General features: G+C 67.8%; 21 protein-coding genes. 9 read left to right on the top strand and 12 right to left on the bottom strand.

Annotated elements, in window-relative coordinates; genetic code table 11:
* The first annotated feature begins 3 nt into the window (after positions 1-3).
* The 5 genes from ACV22V_RS25345 to ACV22V_RS25365 all read left to right on the top strand — a co-directional run bounded on the left by ACV22V_RS25345 (position 4) and on the right by ACV22V_RS25365 (position 6,004).
* A complete protein-coding gene (locus ACV22V_RS25345; RefSeq protein ID WP_448015835.1) occupies positions 4-876 on the top strand; it encodes a polysaccharide deacetylase family protein in 873 nt (290 codons plus the stop codon).
* Entirely contained in the window at positions 873-1,781 is a 909-nt protein-coding gene (locus ACV22V_RS25350; protein ID WP_448015836.1) for a polysaccharide deacetylase family protein, read from the top strand. Before ACV22V_RS25345 ends, ACV22V_RS25350 begins: the two co-directional genes overlap by 4 nt.
* Positions 1,778-3,184, top strand: coding sequence for an MmgE/PrpD family protein (locus tag ACV22V_RS25355; RefSeq protein WP_448015837.1), 1,407 nt, complete (start codon positions 1,778-1,780; stop codon positions 3,182-3,184). Before ACV22V_RS25350 ends, ACV22V_RS25355 begins: the two co-directional genes overlap by 4 nt.
* Positions 3,185-3,338: 154 nt before the next feature.
* Positions 3,339-4,904: a methyl-accepting chemotaxis protein gene (locus ACV22V_RS25360; RefSeq protein ID WP_448015838.1), complete on the top strand. Its 1,566-nt coding sequence runs from the start codon at positions 3,339-3,341 to the stop codon at positions 4,902-4,904.
* 86 nt (positions 4,905-4,990) lie between these two features.
* A complete protein-coding gene (locus ACV22V_RS25365) occupies positions 4,991-6,004 on the top strand; it encodes a hypothetical protein (protein WP_448015839.1) in 1,014 nt (337 codons plus the stop codon).
* Positions 6,005-6,310: 306 nt separating this feature from the next.
* On the opposite strand, the gene ACV22V_RS25370 is transcribed toward ACV22V_RS25365, so the two are convergent.
* The 3 genes from ACV22V_RS25370 to ACV22V_RS25380 form a co-directional block, all read right to left on the bottom strand.
* Entirely contained in the window at positions 6,311-7,309 is a 999-nt protein-coding gene (locus tag ACV22V_RS25370; protein ID WP_448015840.1) for an ABC transporter substrate-binding protein, read from the bottom strand.
* A gap of 67 nt (positions 7,310-7,376) precedes the next feature.
* Positions 7,377-7,721 carry a DUF3088 domain-containing protein gene (locus ACV22V_RS25375; RefSeq protein WP_448015841.1) on the bottom strand — a complete coding sequence of 115 codons (345 nt, stop codon included), beginning with the start codon at positions 7,719-7,721 and terminating at the stop codon, positions 7,377-7,379.
* A 95-nt stretch (positions 7,722-7,816) separates the two neighbouring features.
* On the bottom strand, positions 7,817-8,206 hold the full coding sequence (locus ACV22V_RS25380; protein WP_156437207.1) for a hypothetical protein: 390 nt from the start codon (positions 8,204-8,206) through the stop codon (positions 7,817-7,819).
* On the opposite strand from ACV22V_RS25380, the gene ACV22V_RS25385 reads away from it, so the two are divergent.
* The 4 genes from ACV22V_RS25385 (at position 8,205) to ACV22V_RS25400 (ending at position 12,631) form a co-directional block, all read left to right on the top strand.
* Positions 8,205-9,389 (top strand): porin, encoded by a 1,185-nt coding sequence (locus ACV22V_RS25385; protein ID WP_448015842.1) that lies wholly within the window; start codon positions 8,205-8,207, stop codon positions 9,387-9,389. The two genes, ACV22V_RS25380 and ACV22V_RS25385, sit on opposite strands and share 2 nt — an antisense overlap.
* 132 nt (positions 9,390-9,521) lie before the next feature.
* Positions 9,522-10,781 (top strand): sulfite dehydrogenase, encoded by a 1,260-nt coding sequence (gene soxC / locus ACV22V_RS25390; RefSeq protein ID WP_448015843.1) that lies wholly within the window; start codon positions 9,522-9,524, stop codon positions 10,779-10,781.
* The gene (locus ACV22V_RS25395; protein ID WP_448015844.1) at positions 10,774-11,322 is read left to right on the top strand and encodes a c-type cytochrome; all 549 of its coding nucleotides are present in this window, start codon (positions 10,774-10,776) and stop codon (positions 11,320-11,322) included. Before soxC ends, ACV22V_RS25395 begins: the two co-directional genes overlap by 8 nt.
* 97 nt (positions 11,323-11,419) lie before the next feature.
* A complete protein-coding gene (locus ACV22V_RS25400) occupies positions 11,420-12,631 on the top strand; it encodes an LLM class flavin-dependent oxidoreductase (RefSeq protein WP_448015845.1) in 1,212 nt (403 codons plus the stop codon).
* Between the two features lie 2 nt (positions 12,632-12,633).
* Here ACV22V_RS25400 and ACV22V_RS25405 read toward each other — a convergent pair whose 3' ends face one another.
* The 9 genes from ACV22V_RS25405 to ACV22V_RS25445 form a co-directional block, all read right to left on the bottom strand.
* Positions 12,634-14,022 (bottom strand): LLM class flavin-dependent oxidoreductase, encoded by a 1,389-nt coding sequence (locus ACV22V_RS25405; RefSeq protein ID WP_448015846.1) that lies wholly within the window; start codon positions 14,020-14,022, stop codon positions 12,634-12,636.
* Positions 14,023-14,061: 39 nt separating this feature from the next.
* Positions 14,062-15,279 carry an acyl-CoA dehydrogenase family protein gene (locus ACV22V_RS25410; RefSeq protein WP_448015847.1) on the bottom strand — a complete coding sequence of 406 codons (1,218 nt, stop codon included), beginning with the start codon at positions 15,277-15,279 and terminating at the stop codon, positions 14,062-14,064.
* Positions 15,280-15,454: 175 nt separating this feature from the next.
* Positions 15,455-16,342 (bottom strand): ABC transporter permease, encoded by an 888-nt coding sequence (locus ACV22V_RS25415; protein WP_448015848.1) that lies wholly within the window; start codon positions 16,340-16,342, stop codon positions 15,455-15,457.
* Positions 16,339-17,328, bottom strand: coding sequence for an ABC transporter ATP-binding protein (locus ACV22V_RS25420; RefSeq protein WP_448015849.1), 990 nt, complete (start codon positions 17,326-17,328; stop codon positions 16,339-16,341). Before ACV22V_RS25420 ends, ACV22V_RS25415 begins: the two co-directional genes overlap by 4 nt.
* A gap of 67 nt (positions 17,329-17,395) precedes the next feature.
* The gene (locus ACV22V_RS25425; RefSeq protein ID WP_448015850.1) at positions 17,396-18,427 is read right to left on the bottom strand and encodes an ABC transporter substrate-binding protein; all 1,032 of its coding nucleotides are present in this window, start codon (positions 18,425-18,427) and stop codon (positions 17,396-17,398) included.
* Between the two features lie 47 nt (positions 18,428-18,474).
* On the bottom strand, positions 18,475-19,401 hold the full coding sequence (locus tag ACV22V_RS25430; RefSeq protein WP_448015851.1) for a TauD/TfdA dioxygenase family protein: 927 nt from the start codon (positions 19,399-19,401) through the stop codon (positions 18,475-18,477).
* A gap of 150 nt (positions 19,402-19,551) precedes the next feature.
* On the bottom strand, positions 19,552-20,934 hold the full coding sequence (locus ACV22V_RS25435) for an LLM class flavin-dependent oxidoreductase (protein ID WP_059536327.1): 1,383 nt from the start codon (positions 20,932-20,934) through the stop codon (positions 19,552-19,554).
* Positions 20,935-20,960: 26 nt separating this feature from the next.
* Entirely contained in the window at positions 20,961-21,848 is an 888-nt protein-coding gene (locus ACV22V_RS25440; RefSeq protein ID WP_448015852.1) for an ABC transporter permease subunit, read from the bottom strand.
* The gene (locus ACV22V_RS25445; RefSeq protein ID WP_059690538.1) at positions 21,845-22,579 is read right to left on the bottom strand and encodes an ABC transporter permease; all 735 of its coding nucleotides are present in this window, start codon (positions 22,577-22,579) and stop codon (positions 21,845-21,847) included. The genes ACV22V_RS25440 and ACV22V_RS25445 overlap by 4 nt, the downstream gene beginning before the upstream one ends.
* Positions 22,580-22,582: the final 3 nt, after the last annotated feature.

The raw sequence follows: 22,582 nt of genomic DNA on the forward strand, positions 1-22,582 counted from the left end.
GCGATGATGGCCCTGGCTCCCCGCTGGCCGGACGCGAAGCGCGCGTGCGTCGCGCTCGCGTTCGATCTCGACGGCCCGACCGGCGACGCGATGCTGAACGGGTCGATCTGGCGCAACCCCGCGTATTTCACGCTCGGCAGCTACGGGCCATGGCGCGCGCTCGGCCGGCTGCTCGACGTGCTCGCGTCGTTCGACCTGCCCGCGACGTTCTTCGTGCCCGCGTGGGTTGCGCGGACCTGGCCCGCGCAATGCGCGGCGATCGTCGAGCGCGGACACGAGATCGGTTATCACGGCTACCGGCACGAAGCGTTCTGGACGCTCGAACCCGAACGGCAGCGCGAGATCATGGCGCAGTCGGCCGAAGTGCTCTACCGCACGCTCGGTGTGCGGCCGGTCGGCTTCCGCACGCCGTCCGGCGACTGGAGCGCGGCGACCGTGAGCGTGCTGCGCGAAGCCGGCGTGCGCTATTCGAGTTCGATGCGCGGCGACGATCGTCCCTATCTGCTGCCCGGCGCCGACGGCGAGCCGTCACTTGTCGAGATTCCCGGCCGCTGGGAGACCGACGATTACGCGTCGCTCGCGTATCACCGCAATCCCGACTATCCGGCCGGGCTCGACCGGATCGCCGGCTACGATGCGACGCTCGACAACTGGACGCGCGAATTCGACGGCATATACCGCGAAGGGATGTGCCTGACGACGCTGCTGCATCCGAAAGTCTGCGGCAAACCCGGTCGCCTCGCACTGCTCGAAGCGTGGTTCGAACACATGTGCGCGCGGGACGGCGTCTGGTTCGCGCGCTGTCGCGAAGTGGCCGACTGGTGGCTCGCGCAGCACGCGCACAACACGCAACCGACGCAACGGAGCAGCCCGTGACGACACTTCCAGCCTGGCCGGACGGCGCGCGCTGCGCGGTCGCGATCACGGTCGACTTCAACGACATACACGGTATCCAGACACGCGAGCCGCGCATCGTCGGCCGCGAGAAATCGCTGTCTGTGTGGCGTTACGGCGCGATGCGCGGCGTCGACCGGCTGCTCGATGCGTTCGATGCGTCCGGTGTGCCCGCAAGCTGGTTCGTCCCGGGCATCGTCGCCGAAACGCATGCGGACGCCGTACGCGAAATCGCCGCTGCCGGCCATGAACTCGGCGTGAGCGGCTATCGCTGCGAAGACTTCGACGCGCTGCCGCTCGCCGCGCAGATCGACGCGTGCCGCACCGGGCGCGCGGCGCTTGCGGACACGATCGGCCGCGACGTGGAAGGTTTTCGCTCGTTCACCGGCAACTGGGCCGAGGGCTTCGCAGACTGGCTCGTCGCGGCAGGCTTCACGTGGTCGTCGTCGTGGCGCGGAGACGATCTGCCGTACGTGCATCCGCGCGGCGACGACCGCGCGGACGGCGCGCGGCTCGTCGAGCTGCCGCTGCACTACGAGCTCGAGGACGAGCCGTACTTCGAGTTCAACCTGTCGCCGCCGGTGCCGGCCGGCCAGCCGCGCATCGCGGCGTACCGTGACGTACTCGACAACTGGCGGCGAGACGTCGACGCGTTTCGCCGCTTCGGGCTGTGCTGCGTGCTGCGCCTGCATCCCGAGATCATCGGCACTGCGGGGCGCATCGACTTGCTGCGCGCGTTGCTCGCTCATCTGCGCGACGCGGGCGACGTATGGTTCGCGACCGGGCGCGACATCGCGCGCTGGTGGCGTGCCCGGATGCCCGTCAACCCGCCGGGCCATCCGGTCGACGTGTTCGCGCGTTGTCTAACGGACGAATCGGCGCGATGAAGACGGGGACGCAAACCCGCGCCACGCGGCTCGCGGCGTTAGTCGCGCAGACGGCCGCCGATGCGTTGCCGGACGACGTCGTCGCGAAGGCCAAGCGTCATGTGCTCGACACGTTCGGCGCGGCGCTGGCGGGTACGTTCGCGGCCGAGACGCGCAGTGCGCGGGCGCTGACCGGCACGGTCGAGCGTGGCGGCACAACGCTGTGGGGTACACGACGGGCCGCGGGCGCGCGCGATGCGGCGTTCGTGAACGGAATCGCCGCGCACGCGCTCGAACTCGACGATTCCGGCGGCTGCGATCATTCGGGCGCGGTCGTGATGCCGGCCGTGCTCGCCGCGCTGTCGTGTGCGCAACGCCCGGTGACCGGCCGGGAATGCGTGGCCGCGATCGTGCTCGGCTACGACGTCGGCCGGCGCGTGCTCGAAGCGGCCGGCGGCTACGCGGCGCACAACGGGGCCGGCTGGCACTCGACGCTCAGTTGCGGCGTGTTCGGCGCGGCGGCGGCAAGCGCACGCGTGCTCGGGCTCGACGCCGCGCGCACGCGCGACGCGCTCGGTCATGCGGCGAGTTTCTCCGGTGGCTTGTGGGGCTTCATCCATGACGGATCGCAGACGAAGCGGCTGCATGCCGGCCGCGCGGCGGAAGGGGGCGTGCTCGCGGCGCTGCTGGCACGCGAAGGCGTGAGCGGCCCGGCCAGTGTGTTCGACGACGTCTGGGGCGGCTTCTTCAACACGTTCGCAGCGCAATCGCATGCGCCCGACGCATTGACCGACGGCCTCGGCGTGCACTGGAAACTGATGCGCTGCTCGATCAAGCCGCACGCGTCGTGCCGCAGCGCGCACGCGGCGGTCGACGCGGCGCTGCAGCTTGCCGAAGGTCGCACGTTCGAGGCCGGCGAAATCGAGCGGGTGGTCGTGCGGACGAGCGCATTCGTGGCCCGGATGTGCGGCGGCCGCGACCTGTCGACACTGTCGTCGTCGCAGATGAGCCTGCCGTACGCGGTTGCGGCCGCGCTTGCGTTCGGCGACACGGGGATCGGTGCCTATCGCGACGACAGGCGCACGGACTCGCGCGTCACGGCGCTGCTCGCGCGCATCGCGATCGAGGTCGATCCGGCGCTCGGCGATCTCGACGAGCCGACCGTGATCCTGCATCGCACGGACGGGCGGCGGGAATCGCGTCACGTGCCGATCGCGCTCGGCGATCCGCGCAATCCGCTGTCCGATGCGGCGCTGCTGGCGAAGTTTCGGGCACTGGCGGGCATCGCGCTCGCCCCGGCGCAGGCCGATGCGTTGAGCGACGCATGCCTGTCGCTGGAGCGGTTGTCGGACGCGCGGGTGTTGAACGCGTTGCTCGCGGCCGATGACGGCGATTCACCTAACACGCCGAAATTCCGCCCATAACTCGCCGTTTCCGGAAACGTTCCTTGTCGGTTCCGCACTAATTCACGCGCCGCTCCGGTCGTTATCGAGGCATCGGTCTCGCACGTGCCGCCTTCGATCGGCTGGACACGCATGCGTCGCATGCAACGGTTTCGTGCTCAACGCTTCCCTCATCATGATCAGGAATTTCAGCATTCGCGTCCGGCTGGCGCTGGCGATGGGTTTTCTCGGCGTGCTGCTCGTCATCGGCGGCATCATCGGCGTGATTGGCGTGGCGATAAGCAACGACGATGTGAAGACGCTGTATTCCGACCGGCTCGCATCGTCGGAGGCGCTTGGGCAGGCGAATGTCGCGCTGTCGAGAACCCGTCTATGGCTGTATCGCATCGCGCTCGATCCGGACAGCCCCGACGTGCCGCAGGAAACCGCGACATCCCGTGAACTGCTCGCCGCGTCGAAAAAGGCGTGGGACGCGTATCGCGCGTTGCGGCTCTCCGGCCCCGAAGAAGCGCGCCGCGCGGCCGACGCGAACACGAAGTTCAACGCGCTCGTCGAGAACGGCCTCGAACCGATGTTCGGCGCCATTGCCGCGCACGATCCCGCGAAAATCCCCGACGTCTGGCGGCACATACCGCCGTCGCTGTTCATCGACGTCTCCGACGCGATGGACGCGCTCGGCCGAATCCAGATCACGGCCTCGCGGGTGACGTTCGATGCCGCGCAGGCTCGTTTCCACTGGTTCGTCGGCATCGCGATCGCCGGCATCCTGGTCGCGCTCGGCGCAGCCGTACTCACGTGGTGGTCGCTTCAGCGCGCGATCGGTGCGCCGCTTGCGCACGCACTCGACCATTTCAGCGCGATTGCCGGCGGCGACCTGACGACGCGGATCGACGTCGATTCGACCGACGAGATGGGGCAACTGATGACCGGCCTGCGGGCCATGCAAGGCAAGCTGCTGCAAACGATTCGCGTGGTGCGGGAAGGTTCGCACTCCATCGAGACGGCCGCGCACGAGATCACGGCCGGCAACATGGACCTGTCGCAACGGACAGAAGAGCAGGCCGCGTCGCTGGAGGAAACGGCCGCCTCGATGGAGCAACTGACTTCGACGGTGCGCCAGAATGCCGAGAACGCGAAGCAGGCGAATCAGGTGGTGCACGACGCGGCGTTGCTGACCGAAGAGGGCAATCAGGCGGCGCAGGAAGTCGTCAGCACGATGCGCGGTTTGTCGGAAGCGTCGGGCAAGATCGCCGAAATCATCTCCGTCATCGAAGGTATCGCATTCCAGACCAACATCCTGTCGTTGAATGCGGCCGTTGAAGCTGCGCGAGCGGGCGAGCAGGGACGCGGATTCGCGGTCGTCGCAGGCGAAGTGCGATCGCTCGCGCAACGCAGCGCCACGGCGTCCCGGGAGATCAAGGAACTCATCACGGATTCGCTGAGACGCGTCGAGACCGGTGCGCGACAGGTCGATCGCGCGACCGGGACGATGTCGGAGATCCTGACGTCGGTGCAACGCGTGCACGTGCTGATGGGCGAGATTGCCGCCGCGTCCGACGAGCAGTCCAGAGGCATCGAACAGGTGAATCAGGCGGTGACGCAAATGGATCAGGTGACGCAGCAGAACGCGGCGCTGGTTCAGCAGGCGTCAGCGGCCGCGCTGTCGCTGAGGGAGCAGGCGGGGCAGTTGGAGGCGACCGTCTCGGTCTTTCGGATCGGTGCCACGCAGGCTGTTGCGTAAACCCGGGCGACCGGTTACCTGAGGCAGCCTATAATCGTTACCAGCTTGTCCAGGAAATCGCGGTTACCAGGGTGAGGGGTGTCCAAATGGGACAGTGCCGTCGCATCTATTCGCGCTTCGTGCTCACAAGCTGGATCGCCGGTCTGGCGATTCTGGCCGGCCCAGGCCACGTGCACGCCGCGGACAGTCCGTCGAGCTTGCCGACCGATGTCAAGCAATCTGAAAGAAAGCTCAACGTCTATGCCGTGTATGGCGACGGACGCGCGACCGAGGGTGGCGACATGCATTGGCGCGCCTACGAAGTCGGCTTCGGCGACGTCCTGAATGACTACCTCTCGGTCTACCTCGCGTATGTGAACGAGGGACATCCCCTGGATCACCACCGTGACGGCTTCGCCGCCCTGGGTTCGTTTCGTTGGCCGCTCGGCAGTCGCGTGGCGCTCGAATTCTCGGCGGGACCGTATTTCAGCATGGATACGACGCATGTCGACAACGAGGTGCGCAACGAAAAGCGATGGGGCGTGCGTGCGTCGGCAGCGGTGCGGTATTACGTCGTTCCCAACCGCTTCTTCCTCAAGGTCCAGTACAACCACGTCCAGATGATTGGCGGATTCAATTCCGACGCGGTGCTCTTCGGCATCGGCTCGGATTTCGGCGGCGATCCCGGCCCCGCGCTTTCGGACGGCAAGACGCAGGTTAGCGTTTGGGCCGGCACGTCGCAGACGAACCGTCCTCAAGTGCCGATCGAGAAAGGGTATATGGTCGAAGTCAAGCGGCCGCTCGGCAACGCGTGGGCCTATTCGGCGAGCTTCGTCTACGAGGGCAATAATGGCGTCGCAGGTCGAAGAGGTGTGGCGGCGCAACTCTGGTACGTCGCGCCGATCAGGAGCAAATGGACGCTTTCGGCCGGCGTAGGTCCGTATCTCTCGCGTGACCGGGACGAAGCCTCGAGCAAGACGAGACTCAATGCCTTGCTCAGCGCGCAGGTGACGTATCAGGTCACGAATGACTGGGCTGCGAGCTTGCGCTTCAATCGTGTCGCAACCGGCAACGACAAGGATCAGGACATGTTCATGGTCGGCGTGGCGCGCAATTTCTAGGCGCGGTGAATGCAGGTTCGCTGTGTTGCGATTTGAGTTGACATAATGCCGATGATCAGCGGTTTGGATGTGGTAGCTTTTTAGAAATGTCGCATTTGGACCTCGGTAAGCCTATTCAGGCCGTGGCGGATTTGGGCCTGAAGCCTGGCCGCACGGCACAACGGCTGGGCCTGACGGTCCGGCATCGCACTCGGCCTGGTGTTCGGCATCATGGTCGCGACGACGTTTTCCAGATACGAACTTCGGCGCACGCGCCTGGCCGTCGTGTCATGCATCGCGCATGACGCCCATCCACCTTCCACCGCTTCACGCCGACGCCACCAACGCATTGAACGACGTATCCCAGAACGGCGCGACATTCGCCGGACCATCCAGCACGCCGATCCGCGCGAACACGTCCGCGACCTGCTGATGCTGCGCGACCACGTCGGACGTCACGGGCAGCAGCGCGTAGTCGTCGCTGCGCTGGGCGAACATCGCGGAGAGATCGGCGACCGGCACACGCGTCTCGCCGTTCTGCACGCGCGCATACGCATCGAAGTGCCCGTTCGCCCATGCATAAGCACGCTGGAACCGCAGCAACAGATCGCCGGTCGCCGCGCGCCGGCGCGGATCGTCGAGCGTGCGCGGATTCGCATAGACCGGGAAATTGCCGGACAGATAGCCCTTGCCCGTCTTCAGCACGCGGGCGCCATACCGATTGCGCGCGAGCTGGCCGTTGTAGCCGTAGATGGCCCACGCATCGAGATCGCCGCGATCGTACGCGGACAGCCCGTCGGTCGGCGACAGGTTGATCGGATGGATGTCGTCGAACCCGAGACCGGCCTCCGCGAGCTGCCGGTACAGGAAATAGTGCGACGTCGTCGCGCGCACGTACCCGATGCGCTTGCCCTTCAAGTCCGCGATGCTGCGGATCGGTGTTTCCTTGCGCGCGAGCGTGACCTGGTTGTTCAGGTCTTCGCGCGTGCGCGAGATGAACCGGACGCTGGCCTTCTGCCGCGCGGCGAATACCGCAGGAATCTCGCTGCCCGAGCCGATGTCGAGCGCATCCGCGTTCAGCGCCTCGATGTGCAGCACGCCGTTGTTGAGCTCGCGCCACTCGATCCGGTACGGCGTGTCGCTTAGCCCGGCCGCTTGCAGCAACGCACGCCAGCCGCCCTTGTAGGTCGCGACACGCAACGTGGTGCCGGCCAGATCGGTGCTGGCGGCCGGCGCGGCAAGCGCGGCCCGCGCGATTACAGGTGACGTCGCGAGCGCGGCGCCGGCGAACAGCAGGCGGCGGCGCGCCGCCGAAGTTGGCGCCATCGAATGCTCCTGTCGATTCAAGGAAAATGGAAAAAAGGAAGCCGCCGCGCGCGACGGCCGACGTGCGTCAATGCACCGCCGGGAAGCCGTGGCGCTCGGCCAGCAGGTCGAGAATCCGGCGCGGATCGGTGACGAAGCGCACCGCGCCGAGCGTTTGCGCATCGTCCGGGGCCGGTTGCGCGCTGCCGAGCACGAGCACCGGCAGGCCCTGATGCGCGTCGTCGAGCGCGTCGATCACCGCGTGCCGCGGCCGTTCGAAACCGACGCGGCGCACGTCGACACGGCCGGCCCGATCGGGTGCGCTCGCGAGCAGCCCTTCGATCGCCAGCCCATGCGGACAGACGAAGTGTCGCCCCGGATACTTCGGATCGGCAAAGCCCGGTTCCAGCAGAAACAGCACATCCCGACTCATTTCACACGGCTCCCATGTTCACGGTTCGGCCGGCATGCATGCACTCTGCATGCATGGCGTCCGGCGCAGGCCGGATCACGGCCGGATGCCCGACTCTACCGCCTCGCATCGTGCGGCCCTACGAACATTTTGCGGAATCGATATGCCGGCGCGCATACCGCATCTGCCGTGCGCCTCACAGTGCCGCGTTGCGTAAACACATCGTCAGCGAGACGAACTTCGGCGCGGCATCGAACGATTTCATCGATCGATATGGGCGCGAGCGCACGTTGCGGTCGCCCGGCGTTTGCCATCGATACCAATGCGTTCGCCGCAGCAAGCGAGCCGGACGCGATCGTGGCGCGTGCGCCGGGCGGGCATCGACGCGCATTGCAATCCGTTCGCGCAGCGAATTGCAAAGTACGGAACGAGTGTTCGCCGACCACGCCGAAGTCAATAGCATCGTGATCCTCGCAGACGTACCCATAAAAACAGAGGATATTCATGATCAAGAAATCGGTAGTCCTGGGTTTGGTTTCGATCGGTTCCATCGGCGCGCATGCGCAGAGTTCCGTCACGCTGTACGGCGTCGTCGACGCCGGGCTCGCCTATACGAACAACCAGGGCGGCGCGAGCAACATCCAGCAGACGAGCGGCAAGCTGAGCGGCAGCCGCTGGGGCCTCAAAGGCAGCGAGGATCTCGGCGGCGGCCTGCAGGCGGTGTTCACGCTTGAAGGCGGATTCCGGCCGAGCGACGGCGGGCTCGGTCAGGGCGGCCGCCTGTTCGGCCGCTCCGCGTACGTCGGCCTGAACCAGGCCGGCCTCGGCACGCTGACGTTCGGCCGCCAGTACGAGCCGATCACCGACCTCGTCGCGCCGTACTCGGGTTCCGGCTTCTGGTCGCCGGCAACCCACGTCGGCGACAACGATAACCTGAACCAGAGCTTCCGCATCAACAACGCGGTGAAGTTCCGCAGCGCTACGATCGCCGGCTTCACGGCCGACGTGCTCTACGCCTTCAGCAACCAGGCGAACGGTGGCGCAGGCACCGGCTTCTCGAACAACAACGCATGGGGCATGTCGGCGAACTACGTGAACGGCCCGTTCTCGGCCGGCGCGGGCTACGTGCGGCTGAATCACCCGAACGCGACGTCGAACACGAGCGGCGCGGTGGGCGGCGCGACCACGACGACCGGCAACGACTACAGCGGCGCATTCTTCTACGGGCTGAACGGCGGCGTGCGCAAGCAACAGATCGGCGTCGCGGGCGCGAACTACGCACTGGGCCGCGCGACGCTCGGCTTCGCGTGGAGCCACACGCAACTCGACTATGTCGACGGCTCGTCGCGCAAGTTCAACAACTACGATGTAAACGGGCGCTACCAGATCACGCCGGCGGCGACGCTCATCGGCGTCTACACGTTCACCGACGGACGTGCGAGCGGCTTGCCGGGCACCGGCGGCCAGACGCTGAAGCCGCGCTGGCACCAATTCACGCTCGGGTTCGACTATGCGCTGTCGAAGCGCACCGACATCTATCTGTCCGGCATCTACCAGCTCGCGGCTGGCGATGCGAGCACCGCGACGTCGGGCGGCTATCGCAAGATCGCGGCGATCTCGAACATCGGCAGCGCGTCGTCGACGAACCGTCAGGTCGCGGTCGTCAGCGGGTTGCGCGTGAAGTTCTGAACGTGCGTCCAACATGACACGCGCGCGGCGCGATAAGCAAAGCGGGAATCGTTGTTTGTCGCGCCGCGCCCGGTTGCCGACAATGTCCGTTTTTCCGGATGCTGCCGCGCCACGCGCGGCATGGCTTCGCCGATGACCGATAACGCTTCCCGCCCACACCGCACCGGGCGCCGCACGGCACTGCGCCAGCTCGCTGGCGGCTGGGCCGCCGCGCTGCTGCCGGCAGGCGGCGCGCTCGCGAGCCAGACGCTCGCGCCGCTCGACATCCCGCCGTGGACGCGCACGCCGGGCGCACCATTGCTGTCGCCGCCGTACGGCGTGCCGGGCGAGCACGAACGCGACGTGATTCGCCGCAGCGCGCGCTCGCCTGCCCTGCCCGGCTCCGGCTCGTCGATGACGCCGCTCGCCGACCTGTTCGGCGACATCACGCCGAACGGCCTCGTGTACGAACGCCATCATGCGGGCGTGCCCGATATCGACGCGCAGCGCCATCGCGTGGTCGTGCACGGGCTCGTGCGCGAGCCGCGCGTCTTTACGGTCGACGACCTGCTGCGCTTTCCGTCCGAATCGCGCATCCACTTCCTCGAATGCTCGGGCAACACCGGCAGCGAATGGAACGGCCCGAGCGGGCTGCCGGTCCAGTTCACGCACGGGCTGCTGTCATGCTGCGAATGGACCGGCGTGCGGCTGTCGACGTTGCTCGACGAAACCGGCATCGACCCGGCCGCGCAATGGCTGCTCGCGGAAGGCGCGGACGGCGCGGCGATGACGCGCAGCCTGCCGCTCGACCGCATTCTCGAGCGCGCGCTCGTCGTCTATGCGCAGAACGGCGAGCGGCTGCGCCCCGAGAACGGTTATCCGGTGCGGCTGATCGTGCCGGGCTTCGAAGGCAACACGAACATCAAGTGGCTGCGGCGGCTGAAGTTGGTACGCGCGCCGGAGATGACCCGCGAGGAAACGTCGAAGTACACGAGCCTGCTGCCAAACGGATGCGCGCGCCAGTTCGTGTTCGAGATGGACGCGAAATCGGTGATCACGCGGCCGTCCGCCGGCCACCGGCTCGCGTCGCGCGGCTATTACCCGATCAGTGGCTATGCATGGTCGGGGCGCGGCCGGATTCGCGCGGTCGACGTGTCGATCGACGGCGGCCGCACGTGGCGCGCCGCGCGGCTCGCCGGCGACGTGCGCGATCGCGCGCTGACGCGCTTCGAGGCCGACTGGGTCTGGAACGGCGAGCCGGCCGACCTGCAAAGCCGCGCAACCGACGAAACGGGCTACATGCAGCCGACCCGCGATGCGCTCGTCGCCGCACGCGGCGTCAATTCGCAATACCACTACAACGGCATCCAGAACTGGCGTGTCGGCGCGGACGGCGAGGTGCGCAATGCGTAGGCCGCTTGCACGTCTGCTCGTGTCGTACGCCGTCGTGTCGGCAGCGATCGCCACGATCGCGTTGCCGGCCCTCGGCGCCGGCTTCGGTCTCGGTCGGCCGATCGACCGCGCGGCGATCGCGGCCTGGGACATCGACGTCGCGCCCGACGGCAGCGGCCTGCCGCGCGGCGCGGGCACCGTCGCGCGCGGCGCGCACGTGTTCGCGGACAAATGCGCGATGTGTCACGGCGCCAGCGGCCAGGGCGGCATCGGTGATCCGCTCGTCGGCGGCAGCGGTTCGCTCGCCGGTGCCAAGCCGAAGAAAACGGTCGGCAGCTATTGGCCTTATGCGACGACGCTGTTCGATTACGTCCGCCGCGCGATGCCGTACAACGCGCCGCAATCGCTGAGCGCAGACGACGTCTATGCGGTCACCGCATACGTGCTGCACCTGAACGGCATCGTGCCCGACGACGCGACGCTCGACGCGCGCACGCTGCCGCGCATCCAGATGCCGAACCGCGACGGCTTCGTGCCCGACCCGCGGCCGGGGCGGCTGTGACGCGACACGACGCATGTGCCGGCATGCCGGAAACCAGTGCGTGCCGACTGCCGACACGGTACGCGCAATGCTTTCGCTCGACGCCGGCGCGCGTCGCATGGAGCCCATCTTGACTGACACTTCCGACCTCGCCCGTGCCGACGCCGGGTTCACGCCGACGCCGTTCGTCGACGTCCGCTCACCGGCCGATTTCCCCGATAGCCCCGCGTCGCGCGTGCTCGCGCAGCCGCTGATGCTCGGCCTGTTCCTGCCGATCCAGGCCGGCGGCTGGAGCGCATCGACGCTGCCGCGCACGACCGACTGGACGTTCGATTACAACGCCGCGCTCGTCGCACGCGCCGAGGCGCTGGGCTTCGATCTCGTGTTCGCGCTGTCGCAGTGGCTGCCGAAAGGCGGCTACGGCGGCGTATTCGACGGCCACGCGCTGGACTCGTTCATGACGCTGGCCGCGCTTACCGCGCGCACCGAGCGGATCATCCTCGTCGCGACGAGCCACGTGCTGTACGGTCCGTGGCATCCGCTGCATTTCGCGAAGTTCACGGCGACGCTCGACCACATCTCGCGCGGACGCTGGGGCATCAACGTCGTGACCGGCCACCGGGCGATCGAACACGAGATGTTCGGCTGGAACCGGATCGAGCACGACCGACGCTACGAAATGGCCGCCGAATTCGTCGATGCGGTCAGTCAGTTGTGGGCGCAACCGGACAATTTCAGCTACGCGCCCGCGCTGTCGAGCTGGCGGCTCTCGGGCGCGTTCGTCACGCCGAAGCCGCAATACGGCCGCCCGCTGCTGATCAACGCGACGGGCTCCGATGCGGGCATCGATTTCGCGGCCCGCTATTCGGACATCGTGTTCGTCACGAGCCCCGCCGGCCCGGACGTCGATCTCGCGCTCGACGCACTGCCCGCGCATACGGCCCGCGTGAAGGCGGCCGCGGCCGCGCGCGGCCGGACGATCCGCACGCTGCTCAACCCGCTCGTGATCTGCCGCGAAACGGCGGCGGAAGCGCGCGCGTATCGCGATGCGATCGTCGCGCATGCGGACGAAGGGAGTTTTCACCGCTTCGACAGCGATGCCCATGCGTGGCGCGGCGGCTTCGCGCACCGCTCGCAGGCGGCCGCGCGCGCGATCGGCGGCAACATCTCGATCACGGGCTCGCCCGACGAAGTCGCCGATTACATCGTGCGGCTGCATCGGGCCGGCATCGACGGCATTCAGCTGAGCTTCTACGACTTCAAGCCGGATCTCGATTTCTTCGGCGCGCGCGTGCTGCCGCTGCTGCGCGAAGCGGGCCTGAGGCGCTGAGTTCAGGCAACCGGGGCCCTCGAATCCGCAGACGCCGCCACCGCCGGGGAAGTGGCAAATGCGCGCCGCGCGGGCCGCCGCAGCCCGAGATGATCGCGCAGCGTGCGGCCCGCGTAGTCGCTGCGAAACAGCCCGCGCCGACGCAGCTCCGGCAGCACGAGTTCGATGAAATCGTCGAGGCCGCCGGGCAACGTCGGCGCCATCACGTTGTAGCCGTCCGCGCCGTACTGCACGAAGCGCTCCTCGAGCGCATCGACGATCTGCTCCGGTGTGCCGACGAGTTGCCAATGACCGCGCGCACCCGCGACCCGCAGATAGAGTTCGCGTATCGTCAGGTTCTCGCGGCGCGCGAGGTCCAGCGTCAGCGTCTGCCGGCTCTTGCTCGCATTGGTTTCCGGCAACGGCGGGATCGGGCCGTCGAGCGGATAGCCGGACAGATCGACGCCGCCCGTCAGCCCCGACACGAGCGCGAGCCCGACCTTCGGGTCGATCAGTGCCTGCAGCGCGTCGAATTTTTCCTTCGCTTCGCTTTCGGTGCGGCCAACCACCGGAAAGACGCCGGGCATGATCTTCAGCGAGTCGGGGTCGCGCCCGAACGCGGCAAGTTGCCCTTTCACGTCCGCGTAGAACGCGATCGCGTCGTCGAGCGTCTGCTGCGCGGTGAAGATCACCTCGGCCGTGCGCGCGGCCAGCCGCGTGCCGGCCGACGACGACCCGGCCTGCACGACGACCGGATGGCCCTGCGGCGCGCGCGCAACGTTCAGCGGCCCGCGCACCTGGAAGAACCGGCCGCGATGATCGAGCATGTGGCGCTTGTCGGGATCGAAGAAACGGCCACTCGCGCGATCGCGCACGAATGCGTCGTCGTCCCAGCTGTCCCACAGCCCGCGCACGACGTCGGCGAATTCCTCCGCGCGCGCATAGCGCTCGCCATGCTCGAAATGCGCGTCGCGGTTGAAGTTGCGCGCCTCGTGCACGCTCGACGACGTGACGAGGTTCCAGCCCGCACGGCCGTCGCTGATGTGGTCGAGTGACGCGAACTTGCGCGCGATATGGAACGGCTCGTTGAAGCTCGTCGACGCGGTGCCGACGAGGCCGATCCGTTCGGTGACGGCCGCGAGCGCCGACAGCAGCGTCAGCGGCTCAAACTGCGCGACGTAGCTGTGCGCGGTGCGGCTCAGGAACTCGACGTCGTCGCCGCGCGTGCCGACGCCGTCCGCGAGGAACACGAGATCGAACTTCGCGGCCTCCGCCGCCTGCGCAAGCCTGACGTAGTGACGAAAATCGACGCCGGCGTCCGCGTGCGAATCCGGATGGCGCCATGCGGCGATGTGATGGCCTGTCGGATACAGGAACGCGCCGAGGTGCAGATGGCCGGTGCGGATCGTCATCGTGAGGTTTCCCGAAAGTGGGCCGCGGATGCGGCGGAATCAGAACACGCGTCCTTCGGTCAGATGCGTGGTCACGCCGTTCAGGTCGTAGTCGCCGATCACGCGCGCCTTGTGCAGCAGCGGGTTGTGGCTGAAGATCGTGCGCAGGTTGCGCCAGTGGCGATCGAGGTTGTGCACGCGTGCGGTCGCCGATGCGCCGCCGACCTCGAACAGCCGCTCGGCCACATGCAGCGCGAGCTTGCCGACGATCAGCTGCGTGCGCGCGGTCGCCAGCGCGCTGTCGAGCACGCGTTCGTGCGCATCGGCGTCGCCGGCCTCGATCGCATCGGCGGAGCGGTCGAGCGCCGCCGCGTTGTCGCGCACGAGCGCATCGATCGCGTGGCTGTGCGCGGACAGTTCGCCGACGATCTGCTGAATGAAGTGATCGTCGCGCGCGCTCGGCGCCGGGCTGTGCAGCACCGGCCGGCCGTGCGTCAGCACGTAGCTGCGTGCATCGGCCACCACGTTGCGCACAATGCCCGCGGCCGTCGCGACGAGATGCAGCTGCCGCAGCGCGCCGCAATGGCGGCCGACGAGCGTCGAGCCGTCTCGCACCGCGACTTCATTCGCGAACACTTGCACGTCGTGCAGCAGCAGGCTGCCGCTCGCGGTCATGCGCTGGCCCATGCCGTCCCAGTCGTCGAGCACCTGCACGCCGTCGCGCGCGACCGGGATGATCACGGCGAGCGCGTCGCCCTGCTCGTTCTCGACGTTGATGCGCGCGAAATCGGCAAACGCGGTGCCCGTCGAATAGTATTTGCGGCCCGTTACGCGGTAGTGATCTCCGTCACGCCGCAGCACGGTCGTGTTCTCGCCCGGGCGCGACGTGCCGCGCTCGGTCGACGCACCGCCGAAGATCGCGCCACCGAGCACGCGCTCGAGCTGCACGTCGTTGAACGCCGTGCGCGGCGACAACCGCAGCGTCTCGGTCTGGTCGTAGTGGATGCGCAGCGCGTGCGCGAGATTCGAATCGGCGGCCGCCAGCGTCGCGATCGTATCGAACAGGTCGACCAGCGTGCCGCCCAGCCCGCCGCGCTCGACCGGAATCCGCAGCGCGCCCAGCGCCGAGCGCCGGAAGATCGCGAAGCCTTCGAACGGCAGTTCGCGGCGCGCCTCGCGCTGTGCGGCATCCTGCCCGATCGCGGTCGCAAGATCGGGCAGCGCGGCGAGCGCGTCGCGCAATGCGTCGCGCGGATCGACGGCGTCACGGGCAGTCATTCGGCAGGTCCTTGTTCGGGTCGTTCGGGGAACGTCGCGGCAGCGCGCGACGCGGCATCCGTTACACGGCGTACGTTACGCGCCGTCCGCAAGTATAGGGACCCACCCGCTGCGCGTGAAAAGCCGATTTCAGCTTACGTTATGCACGCGCCGGGATTGATCGCGTCCGGACGTCTCAGTGCTGAATGCCCCAGCGCCGCACGGTCGCGCGTTCGAGCGTATCGAACACCAGATTCTCGACCAGCAGCCCGATCACGATGACGGCAGCGAGGCCCGCGAACACGCGATCCGTATACAGCTCGTTGCGGTTCTGGAAGATGTACCAGCCGAGCCCGCCCTGCCCCGCGCTCGCGCCGAACACGAGCTCGGCCGCGATCAGCGTGCGCCACGCGAAAGCCCAGCCGACACGCAGCCCCGCCAGGATCGACGGCAGGGCGGCCGGCACGAGGATCAGCGCGATCTGGCGCAGACCCGTGAGCCCGTAGTTGCGCCCCGCCATTTTCAGCGTGGCGGGCACGCCGGCGAAGCCGGTGTACATGCTGAGCGCGAGCGGCCACAACACCGCATGCACGAGCACGAACAGCAGGCTGCCGGTGCCGAGCCCGAACCACAGCAGCGCGATCGGCAGCAATGCAATGGACGGCAGCGGATTGAACATCGACGTGAGCATCGTCAGCAGATCGCGACCGATGCGCGTGGACACCGCGAGCGACGTCAGCGCGAACGCCAGCAGCACGCCCAGCGCATAGCCGCGCAGCAGCACCGACATCGAGATGCCGGTCTTGACGAGCAGTTCGCCCGACTCGATGCCTTGCACGAATGCGGCCAGCGTCGCGCCGAAGGTCGGCACGAGCAGGTCGTTCGCGACGATGCGCGCGACGATCTCCCATACGGCGATCAGCACGAGCGCGATGACGCCGCGGCGAAACCACGCGGCACCGGCGATGCGGTGCAGCAGCGGCGCCGGCGCCGCGCGCTCGGCGTCGGGCAGCGTGTCGAGCGAGCGCGTGTATTCGTCGCGCACGGGCGGCAGCGGCGGCAGGGCCGAATCGATCGTGCTCATGATGCGGCATCCTCCGTCGTCGGTACGTGCGGTGCGGCGGTGTCGAACAGCAGGCGATGAATTCGCGCGACGTTGTCGCGGAAGTCGCCGGTGTCGACGTTCTCGAGCGAATGTTCGTGACTGTTGAGCTCCGCGCGCACGCGGCCCGGATGCGGCGACAGCAGCAGAATCCGGTTGCCGACCACGAGCGCCTCCTCGATCGAGTGCGTGACGAACAGCAGCGTGAAGCGGAATTCGTCCCACAGCCGCAGCAGTTCCTCCTGCATCTTGCGGCGCGTGAGCGCGTCGAGCGCGGCGAACGGTTCATCCATCAGCAGGACGCGCGGCTGCATCGCCAGCGCCCGCGCAATCGCGACGCGCTGTTTCATGCCGCCCGACAGCGTATGCGGATACGCATCGGCAAAGGTGCTCAGCCCGACCTTGTCGAGATAGTGCAGCGCGCGCTCGCGTGCTTCGGCACGCGACAGCTTCGCGGCAACGCGCAACGGAAACGCGACGTTCTCGACCACCGTCTTCCACGGCGGCAACTGGTCGAATTCCTGGAACACGACGACGCGGTCGGGGCCCGGCCCGCGCACGGGCCGGCCGTCGAGCGCGATCGACCCCGCGACGGGCTCGATGAAGCCGGCGATCGCCTTCAGCAGCGTCGACTTCCCGCACCCCGACGGGCCGAGCAGCACGAAGCGGTCGCTGCCGTACACGTCGAAGCTCACTTGATGCGTCGCGCGAACGATCCGCGCGCCGCTGCGGTATTCGAGGCTGACCTGGTCGATGGCCAACTGGCGTTCGCTGTGCGCGCCGGCCGGCGCGGAGTGCGTGGCCGAGCGGTCCTCCGCACGTGTATCGGGCACGACGGACGCGGCCGGCGACGCGCCGCCACGTGCCGCATACGGCGGCAACCAGGTTCGGGGAGAAGTGGCGTTCACGATCGAATCTCTTGCGGGAAAAGCATCAACATACGGCCGCGTATCGTGCGGACCAACCATCGATTGCGCATATCGAAACCGCGCCGACGCATAAGCGTCGATCGCGACGTCGCAACATCGGCGCCGCTCAACTGCCGCCGGCCGTCGCGGGATCGTCGAAGAAGTAGTCGCGCCACGACTTCGGTTCGTTGCGGATCGCGCCGGTGCGATGCATGAACTGCGCGAGCGGCAACGTGTTCTGCGGCGCGGTCTTGAACTGCACCTGCGGATTACGCAGGATCTTCAGCAGCAGCGCGCGATCGATCTTCGATCCGTTCACGCGAATATAGGTATCGGCCGCGCGCTCCGGATCGGCCGCGATCTGCCGTGCGGCGTCGGCCAGCGCGGCGACGAACGCGCGATAGGTCTTCGGATTGTCGTTGCGGAATTTCTCGGTCGCGTACAGCACGGTCGCCGAGCTCGGGCCGCCCAGCACGTCATACGAATTCAGCACGATATGCGCATTCGGATTGCCGGCAAGTTCCTGCTCCTGGAACGGCGGATTGCCGAAGTGGCCGGTGATCACGTTGCTGTTCGCGAGAATCGCGGCCGTCGCGTCGGGATGCGGAATCGCCTGCGTGAGCGCGTCGAGCTTGTCGAACTGCTTGTCGCCCCACTGCTTCGCAGCGGCATACTGCAGCACGCGCGACTGCACCGACACGCCGACCGCCGGCACCGCGATGCGGTCCTTCGCGCTCAGGTCGGCGATCGTCTTCACGTTCGGGTTGCTGCTCACGAGGTAGTAGGGAAAATTGCCGAGCGACGCGACGCCCTTCACGTTCTGCCGGCCGCGCGTGCGGTCCCACACGGTCAAGAGCGGCCCGACGCCCGCGCCCGCGATGTCGACCGCGCCGGACAGCAGCGCGTCGTTCACGGCCGCGCCGCCGGACAGTCGCACCCAGTCAACCTTGATGTCGAGGCCGGCCTTGCGCCCTTCCTTCTCGATCAGTTGCTGGTCGCGCGCGACGTTCAGCATCAGGTAGACGACGCCGAATTGCTCGGCGATGCGGATGCGGCCCTCCGCGTGCGCGGCTTGCGGGATCACCGCACCCGCGAAAGCGAGCGCGGCGGTGAGCGTGGCCGCCAGCGCGCGGCGCGCCGGCAAAAACGAAAACGACATCGGAACTCCAGTCGGGAAGGGGCTGATATGAAGGATGCGCGTGCAACTCAGAAAGGCGCGTCACCTTCGATCGTCGTGCGGTACAGCTTGCGGCGCAGGTGGTCGGGCGTGCCGGCGGCCAGATGCATCAGCGAGCGGTTGTCCCAGAACACGAGATCGTGGTCGCGCCATGCGTGTCGATACAGGTGCTCGGCGCGCACGCTGTGCGCGAACAACTCGTCGAGCAGTGCGCGGCTTTCGTCGTCGGGCAGCCCGACGATCCGCGTCGTGAAATGCTCGCTGACGAACAGCGCCTTGCGGCCGGTTTCCGGATGCGTGCGCACGACTGGGTGAACGACCGCCGCGACCTGCGCGATCTGCTCGGGCGACAGGTTCGGCCGCCACGGGCTGCGCGCCTGCAGTTCCGCATAGCGCGCGAGATACGTATGCTCGGCGCGCCGCCCTTCGACCGCGCGGCGCAAGTGGGCCGGCAGCGTGTCCCACGCGAGATGCATGTTGGCGAACAACGTGTCGCCGCCTTCCGCCGGCAGTTCCTGCGCGTGCAGCAGCGAGCCGAGGCTCGGTTTTTCCTTGTACGACAGGTCGGAATGCCAGAAATGGCCGGCATCGCCGAGCCCGACCGGTTTGCCTTTCTCGACGATGTTCGACACGATCAGCACTTCCGGGTGGCCGGCAAGCGCGAACTGGTGCAGCACGTGAATCTGCAGCGGGCCGAAGCGGCGGCTGAACGCGATGTGCTCGTCCGGCGTGATGATCTGGTCGCGAAACACCAGCACGTGGTGATCGAGATGGGCACGATGGATACGCGCGAAATCGTCGGCGTCGAGCGGTCGCGACAGGTCGAGGCCGATCACTTCGGCGCCGAGCGGCGCGTCGAACGGCACGATGTCGAAGTGCTGGGCCGCGCCGCCCGGCCGCAAGGCGGGATGCCCGGCGGAAAGCGTTGCGGCGTCGCGGATGGCGGTAGTCGTCACGGCACGGGCCCCTGGTAAGGTCAAAACGCGAATCTACGAGGGCGTGCCGGACTGCGTCAACGAAGCGATTCGGATACGTTTATCTGCTGCGGTGATAAGGATCGCTGCTCGTGCATACGGCGCCGGCCGGCGGCGGCATCGCCCGGCTCGTCACCGTCCGTCGGATACGGATTGCCGGAACGACGCGCCATGCGCGGTGTCCGGCAGGCGGTCGCGGCCGCTCAGCCGCGAACGGAAGGTACCGGCCGGTGACGTCGTCCGATACAGGCCGCGTTTTCTCAGTTCCGGCACGATCAGCTCGGCGAAATCGTCGAGCGTGCCCGGGCTGACCAGCGGATTGAGCATGTAGCCGCTCGTCGTCGACTGCCGCGCATGCTCGGCGAGCTGATCGGCGACCTCGTCGGGCGAGCCCACGAGGATCAGATCGGTGCCGCGCGTGACGCTCGCAAACTTGCGCCGCACGTCCCCAGCGGTGAGCGGCTTGCCGCTGCCGTCGGGCCGCACGACGTAGGACGTCAACCCTTCCGTCTGCGTCGTTAACGGTTCGTCGTCCGCATAGCGGTCGATGTCGATGCCGGTGTCGCCCGCATAGCTGACGAGTTGCGCGTGCTGGTGGTAGTGCTGCTGCAGCGTGTGGTATTTCTCCTTCGCGTCGCTCGACGAGCGCGCGGTCACGATCCGCAGCACGGTCAGCGACTTCACGTCGTCCGCCGCGCGGCCGCGCTCCGTCGCGAGCCGGCGAATCTCGTCGAGGCCCGCACGAATCTCGTGCGGATTCGACTTCGCGACGAACACCACCTCCGCGTGCTTCGCCGCGAATTCGCGCCCACGCCCGGACCAGCCGGCCTGGATCAGCACGGGCGAGCGTTGCGGCGACGGCGCACAGACGTGCGGCCCCTGCACGCGGTAGTGCGTGCCTTCGTGCGCGATCGGCCGCACGCGGTCGCCGCGCGCATAGCGCGGCACGTGCTTGTCGGCGACCACCGCATCGTCCGCCCAGCTCCCTTCCCACAGTTTGTACACGACGTCGAGGAACTCCTCGGCGCGCGCGTAGCGTTCGTCGTGGCCGATCATCCGGTCGAGCCCGAAGTTGCGCGCCGCGCTCGTCAGGTAGGACGTCACGATGTTCCAGCCGATCCGGCCGTTGCTCAGGTGATCGAGCGTGCTGAAGCGGCGCGCGAGCGCGAACGGATGCTCGTAGGTCGTGCTCGCGGTCACGCCGAACGCGAGCCGCTCGGTCTGCGCGACAAGTGCCGGAATCAGCATCATCGGATCGTTCGCGGGCGCCTCGACCGCCCACTGGACCGCTGCGTCGGCCGATCCGCCATAGACGTCGTACAGGCCGAGCACGTCCGCGAAGAACAGCATGTCGAGATCGGCCTGCTCGGCCGTGCGCGCGAGGTTCGACCAGAACGGGAGCGTATTCGCGCGCAGCCGTTCGTCGGCGGGATGGGTCCACAGGCTCGGCGCGCCGCCGCAGCCGACGCTGGCTTGTTCATACAGGGAAAACAGCAAGGGGCGAGGATCGGACATCGTCGGGTTCGTTACCAGGGCAGGAATCAGTTGGGTGCCGCCCACGCGCCCGGCGACGCGCGGCGGCGGCGTACAGGCACGCGAGCGTCGGGGGCGCGCGTCAGATGGCGATTGACACGCTGCTCGAAGCGAGCGGCCGGGATGGTGAGCAGCGCGACGAGCACGACATAGACGACAGCCGCGCCGGCCAGCGGTTCGTACACGCGCAACGTCTCGAAGCGCAGCGTATTGGCCGTTCCCATCACGTCGAACACCGTCACGGTCGACGCGAGGACGGTCGATTTCAGCAGCAGGATCGCCTCGCCGGCCAGCGGTTCGTACACGCGCAACGTCTCGAAGCGCAGCGTATTGGCCGTTCCCATCACGTCGAACACCGTCACGGTCGACGCGAGGACGGTCGATTTCAGCAGCAGGATCGCCTCGCCGGTGAGCGCGGGCAGCGCGAGCCGCCACGCGCGCGGGCCGACGATGCGGCGCAGCACCTGAATGCGCGTCATTCCGTATGCGTGCCCGGCTTCGACCTCGCCGGCCGGCACGCCGGCGATCGCGCCGCGCAGGATCGTCGCGACATACGCGCTCTCGTTCACGCTCAACGCGACGGTTGCGTACCAGAACGCGTCGCGCAGCAGCGGCGATGCCCAGCTGTCGCGCATCCATTCGCGCGGCACGATCTGACCGAATCCGTAGTACAGCAAATAAAGCTGAACGAGCAGCGGCGTGCCGCGAATCAACATGATCCAGCCGCGCGCGGACCAGCGCAGCGGCGCATGGCGCGCGCCGGCGGCGAGCGCGAGCGGCACGCCCAGCAGCACGCTGGCCGCACCCGACAAAAACGTCAGCGCGAGCGTCGTCGGCACTGCGGCGAGCAGCTTCGGCATCACCGTATCGAACAGGAACGGCAGCGAGAACATCATGCGGTTGCGCGCCTCGTGCCACGGTTCGCATGCCGCTCGAGCGCCGCGAAAATGCCCGTCGACGCGATGCTCAGCAGCAGGAACAGCGCAGCCGTGACCAGATAGAAGAATACGTAGTGCCGCGTCGCGCCGGCCGCGAGCTGGCTTGCCTTCAGCAGATCCGTGAACGAGCCGAGCACGCTGACGAACGAGGCATCCTTGGTCGCGTTCAGCCACACGTTGCCGACGCCCGGCAACGCAAGCCGCGCGGCGGCCGGAAGCCGGATGCGTGTGAACGTCTGCCACGGCGTCATACCGTATGCGTGCGCGGCTTCGACCTGGCCGGTCGGCACGTTGACGAGCGCCGCGCGAAAGATGTCGGTCAGATAAGCTCCCTGGATGAAACCGAGCGACAGCGCAGCGACCAGGAACGGCGGGAACGCGAAGCCGTCGGGCACCAGACCGCCGCGGTGCAGCGCGACCTCGACGGCAGGTGCAAGGGCATAGAACGCGAGCAGCAGGCACAACAGCTCGGGCAGCGCGCGCACCAGCGTCGTGTAGAGCCGCGCCAGCCACGCGAGCGGCACGTGGCGCGACAGCTTGCCGAGCGCGCCGGCGATGCCCAGCAGCACGCCGGTGCAGAACGACGCTGCCGCGACGCCGAACGTCAGCGCGAATGCGCCCGCGAACACGCGGCCGTACCCGCCGTCGCCGAATGCGAGCAACGCGAGCAGCGAATCGTCAGCGGCCATCGC

The organism is Burkholderia sp. AW33-5, assembly GCF_053427615.1.